Raw genomic sequence first — 13,087 nt, 5'->3', positions numbered from 1 at the left:
TATCCTTCCGGCATGGGTGAATCTGCGGGCACTCCGGCCAGTATCGCCGACCGTGAGCGGGCGCTTCGCGAGCTGACCCAGCACTTGGGCGCGGGCCGAATCGGCCTGGCCGAGTTCGACGAGCTCAGCGCGGCCGTCGCGGCGGCGACCAGCAGAGCTCAGCTAGCCGAACTGTTCGCCGACCTGCCCGGCAGCACACCGCCCGCACCCGAGCCGACCGCGGCCAATCCACTGCCCCGCCTCGTCGTCCTGGCGGGGGCGGCCGTGGTGTTCTCGGTGGTGCTCGCCGTGACCACCGGCAATTGGCTGTGGCTGCTGGTGATCCTGGCCGCGCCAGCGATTTTCATGCTCACCGCGCGGACGATCTGAGTCCGGTCACCACCGCGACTTCGGCCGCACGTAGTTGGCCAGGTCGACCAAGCGGTACCGGTGCAGGCGATGCGGCGCGATCCGCGCCAGCGCACGCAGGCTCGACTCGAGCCCGCGTTGCAGCCCCAGCAAGGTGAACGGGAACCCGAGCAGGGTCGCCTCGGGGGTGGCCGATTGCCCGCCCGCCCGCACCCACTCCAGCGCCGCGCCCACCACGATGACCTGCAGTTGCAGCGCTCGCGGCTCGTCCGGCGCCGCGTCCAGGCGCGCGGCGGCCTCGAGCAGGTCGGCCTCGGTCGTCTCCGGTATCGGTTGGGAGACCAACAGCAGACACCCGGTCATCCGCGCGACGTTCTGATATCGCGACGCCTCCGGCACCTGGTCCAGGACCTCGACGGCCTCCAGCAGCCCGCCGTCCGCGGCGAGCCTGCGCGCCAGACCGAAGGCAGCGCTCACCACGCCGTGGTTGGTCCGCCAGACGGTGCGGTAGTACTCCTCGGCGAGCCCGCCCCAGTCGGTGTCGCCGGCGGCGTCCCCGAGGTGTTGCAGGGTGAGTTCGGCCGTCGCGGCCAGAGCCAGCGCGGGCGCGATCTCGCCGGGCAGCATGCGGTGCACCAGATCGAAGTACTCGAAGGCGCGCTCGCACTGGCCGTCCAGCAGCGCGGCGATGGCGGAGTACCACTCGATACGCCAGTCGGTGCCGTAGTCGGTCCGCAGGTCGGCGAGCCGGTCGCACGCGGGCACCACTTCACCGAGATCGAGGTGCGCGCGCACCGCGGTGAGCGTGCCCTCCAGCTCGAAGGTCTCCGGTTCCCCAATCGTCCCGGAGACGATCCGGTCGGCGGTGCGGCGCAACGCGTCCAGGGCGTGTCTCGGGTCGCCGTGCAGCAGCGTGGACAGCAGGTCGGCGCTGGGGTCCTCGCCGTCGATCAATGGAACCGGCAGCGCCGCGACGACGCTCGGCGCGTCCAGCGCGGGCAACCGGTGCCGCCCGTCGGCCATCCCGTCGGTCTGCCCGATCAGCGTTTCGATGCCGAAATCTCCACGCATCGCGCCGAATTCGAGCGACGCCTGGGGGTGCTCCTTGCCCGTGTCGTAGGCCAGCACCATCCGCAGGACACCGGCGAGCTGGCCGTACATGGCGTAGGCGGTCGGGAAGCGGCGGGCGGGATCCGGCTCGGTCGCGCGCACCAGCAGCCGGTGCAGCGCCGGGTAGCGCCGCAGCAGCGGCTCCTGTTCCAGCGAGGGGATGCCGGGCAGCTGGTGTCCGTCGGCGTTCTTGGGCATCTCCATGACCAGCGCGGCCAACGTCCGCCCGACGGTGTAGATGTCCGAAGCCACGGTCGGGCCGGTCTCGGTGATCTCGGGCGCCTGATAGCCGGGGGTGCCGTAGATGCTGCCGTAGGACTCCATCGCGGCGACCGCGCCGAGGTCGATCAGCTTGACCTCGTCCTCGCTGACCATGATGTTGTCCGGCTTGAGGTCGTTGTAGGCCAGCCCGAACGAGTGCAGATAGTCCAGCGCGGGCAGGATCTCCATCATGAAGGCGATCGCCTCGGAGACCGGAATGCGATCCGGCGCACGGAGGTCCAGCATCTTCTTCAGCGAGCGTCCGCCGACGTACTCCATGACGATGTAGCCGTCGGGCACGTCGCGGCCGGAGCGGTGCTTGACGAAGTTGTGGATCTTGACGATGCCCGGATAGGCCACCTCGGAGAGAAACTGGCGTTCGGCGAGGGCGACCACGTGTGCTTCGAAATCGAGCGGGTTCTGCAACCCTTTGAGCACCACCCAGCGGTCGCTCACGTTGCGATCGACGGCGAGGTAGATCCATCCGAGCCCGCCGTGGGCCAGGCAGCCCTGCACCTCGTACTGGTCGGCGACCATCTCGCCCGGCTGGAGCGAGGGCCGGAAGTTGAACGGGGAACCGCATCGGCCGCACTCCCCCTCGACCGCACCCGGCCCGGCTTCGGTCGTGCGGCCGACCGGCTGCTGACACTTCCAGCAAAATCGTTTGTGCTCAGGGACTTCCGGGTCCTGCATGACCGCGGTGCGCGGATCGAGCGGACTCACCTTGGGCATGGACACCAGACCACCGCCCAATCTGCGCACGCTCGGCCGCGAGCGCGCGCTGCGCCCGGAACCGGGTTCCGATTCGAGTTCACCGAGCAGCAGCTCGGCGGTGCCGATGGTCGGCTCCGCCCCGGTGTCCGTACCGGGCGCGGCGCCCGGCGCGGTCGGGGGCCCGACGGCGCTCGGGACGGAGTCCACGGCGACGGCACGCTTCGACCGCTCCTCGACCCACCGCGGTGTCGACCACGGATCGGGCAGTCGTGGGGGCACTTCGGTTTTGAGCAGGTGCCGAGTCGCCCAGGGGTGGGAAGTTCGCCGAGGCACTTCGGTGCCGCGCATTCGCCGATTCGCCCACGGATGCGCGAGCGGACGGTCGGAGGCGCTGGGGTGCTCCGGCATACGAACCTCTCAAACCCACCGTTGAATCGGGGTTTCATTCTGGTCCGCCGCCTGTCGATGCGCAGAGTGTTGTTCCCGGCATTGGGAATAGCTCCGCCCCGGGCGGAACGCCCGGGGCGGATACTGCCTCACTCCTCGTCGGGCTTGTCCAGGATCACCACGGTGTCCCCCCCGTGCTCCCGGCGCTGCGGCCGCTCGGCCAGGACCGGGAACTGTCCGGTGACGCCCTCGCGGACCGCCGCGATCTGCAGCACCCGCTTGCGGGCGAGGAACCAGCCACCGACCAGTGCGGGAATCATGATGACGACCATGGCGATCACGGCTCCGCGTTGCACGTGGTCGTCACTGAAGGCCATCAGGCCGACCACGGCCACCAGGAAGACCAGCGTCGCGAAGCTGGTGTACGGCGTGCCGATCAGCCGGAAGGACGGCCGCTCCACCCGGCCGGTGCGCGACCAGCGCCACAGCTGCAGCTGGCAGACCACGATGGCAGCCCACGCGAAGATGGTGCCCAGCGCCGACATGTTCAGCACGATCTCGAACGCCTGCTCCGGCACCACCGCGTTCAGGCCGACGCCGATGAGCGCGACCGCGCCGGTGGCGAGGATGCCGACGTAGGGCACGCCGCCGCTGGACATCCGCGCCGCGATGGTGGGCGCGCTGCCGTTCATCGACATCGAACGCAGGATGCGGCCGGTCGAGTACAGGCCGGCGTTCAGGCTGGAGAACGCCGCGGTCAGCACGACCAGGTTCATCACCGAACCGGCACCGTCCAGGCCGAGCTTCGAGAAGAAGGTGACGAACGGGCTCTCACCGTTCTTGAAGGCGGTGTAGGGCAGCAGCAGGCCGAGCAGGACCAGCGAACCCACGTAGAACAGCGCGATACGGGCGATCACAGAGTTGATCGCGCGCGGCATGATCTTCTCCGGGTTCTCCGCCTCACCGGCCGCCGTGCCGATCAACTCCACTGCGGCATAGGCGAAGACGACGCCGGTGGTGACCAGGACCAGCGGCAGCAGGCCGGAGGGGAACAGCCCGCCGTTGTCGGTGATGACACTGGGGCCGGTGACCTGTCCGTCGATCTTGAAACGGCCCGCGAGGAACACCGTGCCGACGATCAGGAAGGTGACCAGCGCGACCACCTTGATCAGCGCGGCCCAGAACTCGAGCTCGCCGAACCACTTCACCGAGATGAGGTTGATGCTCACCACGACCGCGAGGGAGACCAGGGCGATCAGCCACTGCGGTACCGCTTCGAAAGCTCCCCAGTAATGGACATACGTCGCGATGGCGGTGATGTCTACGATCCCGGTCATACACCAGTGGAAGAAGTACATCCACCCGACCGCGAATGCCAGCTTCTCGCCGTAGAACTCACGCGCGTAGGAGACGAACGATCCGGAGGAGGGGCGATGCAGGACCAGCTCACCGAGCGCCCGCAGGATGAAGAAGACGAAGACGCCGCAGATGGCGTAGACGAGGAACAGCCCAGGACCCGCGCTGGCCAGTCGCCCGCCCGCACCCAGGAACAACCCGGTGCCGATCGCGCCACCGATCGCGATCATCTGCAGCTGACGGGGACGCAGGGCCTTGTGGTATCCCTCGTCCTCCTCATGCAGCGCGGCAGCGGGTGCGGGCGCCTCCGCGGGAGGTCGAACTGTGGTCATGGCGATGGCCTTTCAGGTGACGGCGATCATAACTTCGCTCAATGTACCGTTAGATAGCGGTACGTTCAATAGCGACTCGCCACTTGTAACATGCTGGACATCAATGATTTTGATAAAAAGCCGTCCGAGCAGCGGTGATCGCAAAGAGGAATCATTGAGCGAGCCACTTGTTATCGGTACGCTCGATGGGGAAAGACAGTAGAGGGAGCGCAGATGGCGTGGTTCGAGCGGGAGTTCATCGCGGTCCCCGAGGAGCGCAAGAACCAGTTGGTCTTCAAGTGGCCGGATGTCAACATCCGCCGCTACAGCCGCGCGATCGTCAACGCCGACGAGATCGCCTTGTTCGTCCAGTCCGGGCGGGTGATCGCCGCGATGGGCCCGGGCCGGCACCGCATCGACGCCGCCGAGCTTCCGGTGCTCGGCGCACTGGTCGACACGGTCACCGGCGGGAACTTCTATCGCGCCGAGCTGTATTTCGTCTCCACCAGAGAGTTTCCGGGGATCCGGTTCGGCGGTCGGCTGGCCGACATCCTCGACCCCGTCAGCGAGCAGGTGGTGACCCTGCGCGTGTTCGGCGAGTTCGCCCTGACCGTCCGCGATCCGGCCGAGCTGCTCACCCAACTGGCGGGCACCGCCGACCTCACCGACCAGCAACGGGTGCAGAGCTGGTGTGCCGACTTGCTGCTCAAAGCCATGAAAATCGCTGTGACCCAGGGCATCTCGCGCGGCGACTGGCAAGTGCTCGGGCTCTCGGCGCAGTTGCAGCCGATCGAGACCGCGGTGCTGCGCCAGACGAACACGGCGCTCTACGAATACGGCCTGCGCATTCCCCGGATCGGCAACTTCGACATCTCACTGGCTCCAGAGGACGCGGAGCGGCTGAAGCGGCTGGCCAAGGACGTCAAGTACATTCGCCTGACCGGCGATTTCCAGCGCTACGCCGCGGGTGAACTCGCACTCGGCGCCAGCCAGGGTTTCGCGCACGGTCACCACCACGGCGCCGACGGCGGATTCCTCGGCGCCGCTCTGAGTTTGAACGCCATCGGCCAGCAGGTCGGCACCCATTCCGCCGCACCGCAGCTGCCACCCGCGGCTCCCGCCGCGGGACAGGTGTCGTGCGCCGCCTGTGAGACCGCGAACCCGGCGGGCGCCCGGTTCTGTATGAACTGCGGCGCGCGCCTGGCGCCGCAGCCGCGGCACTGTCCCAGTTGCGGCGCGGAATCGGCCGCGTCGGCCAAGTTCTGCGGTGCCTGCGGAACGCCGATGCCCGGAGGCTGACGCCGAGCGCGCCATGCCTCCGGGCATCGTCCGAATGGATCAGCCGGCGACCGCCGGTGCGACGGCGGTCGACTCACCACCGCTCACCATGCCACGGACCTGCCGCGCCGCCACCGAGAGGGCGGCCAGGTCGTGGGTCTCGGCGGCGAAGATCTGCGCCAGCGACGCACGGGCGCGGGCCAGCCGCGACCGGTTGGTCGACTCCCAGTACGCGATCTTCTCGGCGGTGCTGTCCTGCGGTTCGGAAGCGGTCAGCACGTCCAGGGTCAGCGAGCGCAGCGAATCGTAGAGATCCTCGCGCACCGCGAGCCGGGCCAGCGCCCGCCAGCGCCCGCCGCGCTCCAGGTTGCCCACCGCGGTCAGCAGTCGCTCGATCTGGAAGTGCTCGTTCAACGCGTAGTACAGCACCGCGACCTCCGCGGGATCGCGGTCGGCGATGTCGGCCAGGTCGATCACATCCAGCAGCGGGAAGCGGTGGATCAGCCCGAAGGCCTCCTCGGCCAGCTCACGCGGCGCGCCACGGGAGATCGACCGCCGCGAGCGCTCGGCGAGATCGTCGGTGAGATACCCGGTCAGCCAGGCCGGCACTTGACCGGCCAGAGCACGCACTCCGTCCCGGTACCTGGCGATGTCGGCGCCGATCGCGATCGGCTGCGGCCGGTTGGACAGCAGCCACCGCGACGCCCGGTCGAGCGTGCGCTTGGTCTCCAGCTCCAGTTCGTTGCGCGCCGCCGTGGACATCGGCGTCTGCCTGATCCGCTCCCACAGGGTGTGCAGATCGAAGATCTCGACCGCCGCCTTGTAGGCGCGCACCGCGTCGTCGGTGGTCGCCCCCGCCTCCTCCGCGAGACGGAAGGCGTAGGTGATGCCGCCGTAGTCGACCATCTCGTTGACCACGACGGTGGCCACGATCTCGCGCCGCAGCGGATGCCTGCCGATCGCGGCGGCGAACCGCTCGCGCAGCGGCGCGGGGAAGTAGGCGGGCAGCACCGACGCGAACGCGGCGCTGTCGAGCAGGTCGCCCGCGAGCAGGTCGGCCTTGAGCGACAGCTTCACGTGCGCCATCAGGTTCGCCAGTTCGGGCGAGGTGAGCCCGGTGCCTTCGGCGGCGCGGCGGGTCAGCTCGGCATCCGCCGGCAGCGCCTCCAGCTCGCGGTCCAGGCCGCGGCGCTGCTCGAGATCGTTGATCATCCTGCCGTGCACGCCGGACATGCCCGCGGCGTCGGCCCGCGACATCCCCAGCCGGAAGTTCTGCGAGATGTTGTCGCGCAGCACGAGTTCGGAGACCTCGTCGGTCATCGAGGCCAGCAGCGGGTTGCGCTCGGCGATCGGGAGCTCGCCGCTGGAGACGACGGCGTCCAGCAGGATCTTGATGTTCACCTCGTGGTCGGAGCAATCCACACCCGCCGAGTTGTCCAGCGCGTCGGTGTTCATCCGTCCGCCGTTGCGGCTGAACTCGATACGACCGAGCGCGGTCGCACCCAAGTTGCCGCCCTCGCCGATCACCTTGACCCGGAGTTCGTCGGCATTCACCCGGACCGCGTCGTTGGACTTGTCGCCCACCTCGGCGTTGGTCTCCGTGCTCGCCTTGATGTAGGTGCCGATGCCACCGTTCCACAGCAGGTCGACCGGCGCGAGCAGAATTGCCTTGATCATCTCCGGCGGCGACAGAGTGGTCACGTGTGCGGGCAGGTCGAGTGCCGCACGCACTTCCGGCGTCACCGGAATCGCCTTGGCGGAGCGGTCGTAGATGCCGCCGCCGGAGCTGATCAGCGACCGGTCGTAGTCGGCCCACGACGAGCGCGGCAGGGCGAACATCCGCTGCCGCTCCTGGAACGAGCGGGCCGCATCCGGAATCGGGTCGAGGAAGATGTGGCGGTGGTCGAAGGCGGCCACCAACCGGATGTGCTCGGACAACAGCATGCCGTTGCCGAACACGTCACCACTCATGTCACCGACACCGACGACGGTGAAATCCTGCGTCTGCGTGTCGATCTCCATCTCACGGAAATGCCGCTTGACACTCTCCCACGCACCCTTGGCCGTGATGCCCATCGCCTTGTGGTCGTAGCCCGCGGACCCACCCGACGCGAACGCATCACCCAACCAGAAGCCATAACTCTGCGCCACATCGTTGGCGATATCCGAGAACGTCGCCGTCCCCTTGTCCGCGGCCACCACCAGATAGGTGTCGTCGCCGTCCCGGCGCACCACCCGAGCAGGCGGCAACACATCGCCGGTCGCGCGGTCCACGTTGTCGGTGATGTCCAGCAGACCGGAGATGAAGGTGCGATAGCAGGCAACACCTTCCGCGCCAAGCGCCTGCCGATCCGCTACCGGATCACCAGTCGCCGCGGGCGGTTGTTTGACCACGAATCCGCCCTTCGCACCGACCGGCACGATCACCGCGTTCTTCACCGCCTGTGCCTTGACCAGGCCCAGGATCTCGGTGCGGAAGTCCTCCAACCGATCCGACCACCGCAAACCACCGCGGGCGACCGACCCGAAGCGCAGGTGCACGCCCTCGACCCGCGGGGAGTACACGAAGATCTCGAACTGCGGACGCGGCTTGGGCAGTTCGGCGATCGCGTGGGGGTTCAGCTTGACCGACAGGTAGTCCAGCGGATCGCCTGCCTCGTCCCGCCGGTAGTAGTTGGTCCGCAGCGTCGCCTCGATCAAGCCGAACAGGGCGCGCAGGATGCGGTCGGTGTCCAGGCTGACCACGGCGTCGATCTCGCTCTGCACCCGCTCGGCGATCTCGGCGGCGCGGTCCGCGGTCTGATCGTCGACGCTATCCGGATCGAAGTACGCGGCGAACAGTTCGGTGCACGAGCGGGCGGTGGCCGGGTGGGTGAGCAGCACTCGGGTGATGTTGCCGAAGGTGTAGGCGAATCCGGCTTGCTGCAGGTACTTCGCGTAGGCGCGCAGCAGAGCCACCTGACGCCAGTGCAGGCCTGCGCGCAGGATCAGTTCATTGAGGCCGTCCACCTCGGCCCGGCCGAACCACATCGCGGTCACGGCGTCCGGGAAACGCCGTCGCACACTGGTTTCCGGAAGCGACGCGACATCCAACGACTGCCCGAGCTGCGCGGGCGGCTCGCTGTCGAGCGCGTCCCGCAGCGGCGCGGCCGTCACGCGCAGTCCGAAGTCGTAGATCCAGCGGTCCGGCCGGTCCGGCACCGTGATGCGGTAGGGCCGCTCGTCGACGACTTCCACACCGAGACTGTGCAGCACCGGAAGCACCCGGCTCAGCGAGATGCCCTCGCCCGCGACGTACAACGTGAATCGCCAATCCGCCGAGGCCGATTCACCGTGCCGGTAGAGATTGGTGTCGATCTCGCCGTCGTCGAGCCGCTCCAGCCGGCGCAGATCGGTCAGCGCACGCGCGGGCTCGTGCTCCTGCTGATAGCTCGCCGGGAAGGCGGCCACGTAGTCGCCGACGAGCGCCTGCGGTACGTCCGGCACGCCCGCCGCCTCGGCTACCAGGCGGTCGGTCCAGGTCCACGTGGTGGCCAGCAGCAGCTCCTGGATCCGCTCGCGGTTGTCCTCGGAGATGTCGCCCGGCTCGGCGCCCGGCTTGCGGTGCACCGTGAAATAGACGACGGCCAGCTCCGATTCGGTGGCCCGCGCGGAATAGGCGATCTGCTCGGCGTCGAACTCCGCACGCAGTATGTCGCCCATGCGCACTCGGACCTCGGTGGAATAGCGGTCCCGCGGCATGTACACCAGGCAGTAGATGGTGTCGCTGCGCGAATCGCGCCGGAGGAACAGCCGCACTTGGCGCCGCAAGCCCAGATTCATGACGGCGGAGACCGTTTCGAACAGCCGTCGCGCGTCGGTGGAGAACAGCTCCACCCGCGGGAACGACTGCAACATCTCCAGCATCGCCTGGCCGGAGAACGAGTTGAGGTCGAAACCGGCCCAGTCGATGACCTGCAGCACCCGCCGCGAGATGACCGGGATGTCGAGGATGTTCTCGTGCAAGCCCGCGACGGTGAAGGTGCCGACGAAGACGTGCTCGCCCTTCACCATGGCGACGGTGTCACCCCAGGCCGCGCGACCGCTCGGGTCGGTCGCGCCGTAGTCGGCGACACTGATGAAGTACAGATCCCGCGACCCCGGCAGCAGCGATTCCACCGAGCCGTTGGCCATGCGCAGGACCGTCCGCTTCGCGCCGACCACCGGCACGCTGATATCCGCGGCGGCCCCGCCCGCGAGCACGCCCAGTCCGGTGCCGGGCAGCTGCCACGGCTCGAAGTCGGCGTTCGCGCTCGGCGCGGAACGACGGAAATGGTAGTAGCCGTAGCCCAGCGGGGTGAAGTGCCCGTCGGACAGCCAGCGCAGCAGGCTGGCGGTCTGCGGGATCTCCGCGTCACCGGCCCACTGCGCGGCCTGATCGAGCTGGCCGGCAACGGTGGTCAGCACCTCGACCATGGTCGGCGTGTCGTCGGCGACCTGGCGCAGGTCGGCCAGCAGTGGCGGCAGCGCACGTTCGATCCGGTCCACCAGTTCGTCGGACAGCCCCGCGCCCAGCTGCACGTGGATCCACGACTCGCGCAATGTCTGTCCGTCGGCCTCGTCCGCGGGTTCGGCCTCGCCGTCACGTGGCGCGATGGCCAGCACCCTGCCCTCGGCGTCCCGCGACACGTCGAACACCGGGTGCACGACCTCGGTGATCGTCGCGCCGAGCCGCCGCAGCGCGGCGGTAACCGAGTCGACCAGCAGCGGCATGTCGTCGTTGACGATCTGGATCGCGGCGCCGAGCCCCGCGCTGTCGTCCGGCCGGTAGACCCGGGTGGTCGCCGAACCGGGCGCGCGGGTGGCCGCCAGTCCGAGATGCTGGCGGAAGATCTGCTCGGCCCGATCAGTGATCGCCGATGTCGAGGAACCCGGCTGAATCCAGCGGAAGTAGGCCGCCTCTAGGTCGGTCGGATCATCGTGGAACCGCTTCGGTGAAATCGTCTGCTGGGTGGTAGCCACCATCGATCCGTTGCCTTCCCGAGAACTGCACTCGTACGTGTTTCGTACTTTAGTTAACGTACCGCTGAATAACGGCACAATCAACAGTGTAACAATAATTCGTCGTGGCAGATACGGGTTACGACGTCCGGATCAGGGAGTTTCTCCGGACGAACGGGTGCGAGTGGCGCTGTGTCAGCGGACCAGTCCCGCTCGCGAGACGAAGGTCTGGGCGGCCGTCTGACCGGCGAATGTCCCTGTCTCCAACCGCAAGCCCGCCCGGGTGTCGGCGTACCAGACGGTTGCCGAAGGGCTGATCGCCACGTAGACGGGACCGTCGACGAGCACGACCGCGCGGGCGTTGCGCCAGCGAGAAATGGTGTCGGCCAACTGGTCCGGCTGTACCAGCTCGGAATAGAAGGTCATGTCCCTGCCGCCGGCGATGCCGCCGAAGAGCATCGGGTTGTTGGCCGCGATGACGCACTTCTCCCCCCGCCCGGTGGCATCGAGGGCCTGACACGATGCCGCGGACCGCAGCAGGCCCGGCATGGCCTGCGCCGGTGTGTCCGCACGCGGAAACGATGGCAGCGAACAGGACCGGATTCCGAGGATGGCGGCAACGATCATGGCCAGGATTCCGATTCCGACGGCACGCCACTGCCAAAGCGGATAGGTCTTGCCGACAATCTTTTTGGTCTCGGCGACCGCTTTCTCCGCCTCCGCGCCGACCTTCTCGACAGCCCCGGCGACCTGGGCGGGCAGCTTGCTCTCGACAACGGACTTGTCTCCGGACGCGCGCAGCGGCGCACCGCAGTGCGCGCACCGGGAATCGGCACCGGTATTGCGATGCCCGCAGTACTCGCAGACCAGCTCGCGGAGCGTGGACACGTCAGCGCCCCGTGACGACGACCGAGGAGATCGCGGTGGTATTGACCGACGGATCGCCCTTGGACTCCAACACCGTCAGCACGATCTTCGACGCGCTCACCGGGGGATCGATCTTGGTCACCACCAAGGTGCGCTGATCGAGCGTCGGCTGCGTGTAGACGGTCTTGTTGCTGTCGTCGAACTGGTACGAAACCCGACTGACGGTACGGTATTTCGCCCACTGGTCGGCGCCGTCCGGGCTGATGTGGTCCCAGCCGGGCACGATGCCGATCGAGTCGATCTGGTAGGTCTTGCCCAAGTCGATGGTGATGATCTGGCCGTCGACCTTGTAGGCGCGCGCGCACGACCACGCCTTGCCGGATTGCCCGGAGAAGGCGTCCATTGCCGAGGTGCTGCCGGGCCCGCATTTCGAATCGGCGGACTTCACCTGGATGATCGAGCCCGCCGCGGGAGCGGCCGACGTCGTCGGCGCCGCGGAGGTCGGCGGCGGGGTGACGACCAGCAGCTGGTTTTGCGCTGTGTTCTTCGAGTCGCCGCCGCCGGTGGTGACCAGCAGCAGAACCAGCAGCACTGCGACCACCGCGGCGACGATCAACGCCACCCTCGGTTTCCGCAGCTGGACGAGCGCGTCTTTGGCCACCTGCTGCGCCGGCGCGAGCCGGTTGGACTGGGTGGGTGCGGGGCGTTCCGGTTCCGGTTCCGGCGCGTCCGGTGTGTTCGAGCGCGCCGCCACCGCGGAGTAGTCGCCCGCGAAATCCATCGCCGGCGTCGGGTCCTGGGTCTGCCCGTTCAGCAGCGCGAGGATTCGCTCGCTCGCCCTCGGGCCGTCGGTGCTGCGGCGCCGTGGCACCGCCGGCTCGGAGTCCGGATCGAGGTCGGGAAACCCGAGCGACGCGGAGCCGAAGTCCGGGCTGTCGCTGGGCGGCGCGGCGGAAGGTCCGAACGACGGATCGGACAGCAACGCCTCCAGGACCGCGCCTCGATGACGGAGAAAGACGTCTCCCGCGTCCTCATCGGGCATGAAACGGATCGTATCCGGCGCGGGCAGCCCGCCGAGCTCCCGCTATTCCCGCTGAAGGGAACAGCCGAGCGGCCGGTTCAGCGCTTCTTCTCCTCGGTCACGAAGTACTCCGGCGGCACGTCGAACACACGGGCCAGCGCGATCACCAAGTCCAGCCGCGGGATCGCGTCGCCGTGGATGAGCCGGTACAGACCGGACTGCGACACCGGCACGTCCGGGTAGGCCAATTCCAGGTGCTGTGCCAGCGAATAGAGCGTCAGCGAGCGGGTCGATCCGTCCTCGGTGGACACGACGGATTCCGCGATCAGCTCCGACAACCGGCTGGAGAAGATCGCGGCGGCGGCCTGTCTCGGCGTCAGCGCGTCCCCGGCGTCCTGATGCGGGAGATCGCCACCATCGGAATGGGTGTCCGCAACCACGGTGATAGACATTA

The 13,087-nt window shown here is 68.2% G+C and carries 8 protein-coding genes; 2 read left to right on the top strand and 6 right to left on the bottom strand.

The genetic code is table 11. The features are described from left to right. Positions 1-12: 12 nt before the first annotated feature. Positions 13-369 carry a DUF1707 SHOCT-like domain-containing protein gene (locus IU459_RS23945; protein WP_195131816.1) on the top strand — a complete coding sequence of 119 codons (357 nt, stop codon included), beginning with the start codon at positions 13-15 and terminating at the stop codon, positions 367-369. Positions 370-375: 6 nt separating this feature from the next. Here IU459_RS23945 and IU459_RS23940 read toward each other — a convergent pair whose 3' ends face one another. Further along, entirely contained in the window at positions 376-2,841 is a 2,466-nt protein-coding gene (locus IU459_RS23940) for a serine/threonine-protein kinase (RefSeq protein WP_195131815.1), read from the bottom strand. Positions 2,842-2,969: 128 nt separating this feature from the next. Next, positions 2,970-4,508, bottom strand: coding sequence for an amino acid permease (locus tag IU459_RS23935; protein ID WP_195131814.1), 1,539 nt, complete (start codon positions 4,506-4,508; stop codon positions 2,970-2,972). A 213-nt stretch (positions 4,509-4,721) separates the two neighbouring features. Here IU459_RS23935 and IU459_RS23930 point away from each other — a divergent pair, with 213 nt between their 5' ends. After that, positions 4,722-5,786 (top strand): SPFH domain-containing protein, encoded by a 1,065-nt coding sequence (locus tag IU459_RS23930; protein ID WP_195131813.1) that lies wholly within the window; start codon positions 4,722-4,724, stop codon positions 5,784-5,786. Positions 5,787-5,825: 39 nt separating this feature from the next. On the opposite strand, the gene IU459_RS23925 is transcribed toward IU459_RS23930, so the two are convergent. From IU459_RS23925 to IU459_RS23910, 4 genes are all read right to left on the bottom strand, one after another. Beyond that, positions 5,826-10,769: an NAD-glutamate dehydrogenase gene (locus IU459_RS23925; protein ID WP_195131886.1), complete on the bottom strand. Its 4,944-nt coding sequence runs from the start codon at positions 10,767-10,769 to the stop codon at positions 5,826-5,828. 171 nt (positions 10,770-10,940) lie between these two features. After that, positions 10,941-11,633 (bottom strand): hypothetical protein, encoded by a 693-nt coding sequence (locus IU459_RS23920; protein ID WP_195131812.1) that lies wholly within the window; start codon positions 11,631-11,633, stop codon positions 10,941-10,943. Between the two features lies 1 nt (position 11,634). Beyond that, complete coding sequence (locus IU459_RS23915; RefSeq protein ID WP_195131811.1) at positions 11,635-12,654, bottom strand: discoidin domain-containing protein; 1,020 nt, start codon at positions 12,652-12,654, stop codon at positions 11,635-11,637. 77 nt (positions 12,655-12,731) lie between these two features. Then, a complete protein-coding gene (locus IU459_RS23910; RefSeq protein WP_040775643.1) occupies positions 12,732-13,085 on the bottom strand; it encodes a helix-turn-helix domain-containing protein in 354 nt (117 codons plus the stop codon). Positions 13,086-13,087 lie beyond the last annotated feature (2 nt).

It is taken from the genome of Nocardia amamiensis, from assembly GCF_015477605.1.
Taxonomy (GTDB): domain Bacteria; phylum Actinomycetota; class Actinomycetes; order Mycobacteriales; family Mycobacteriaceae; genus Nocardia; species Nocardia amamiensis_A.
The sequence above is the reverse complement of the archived record's forward strand: the minus strand, read 5'-3'. Positions and strand labels throughout refer to the sequence as shown.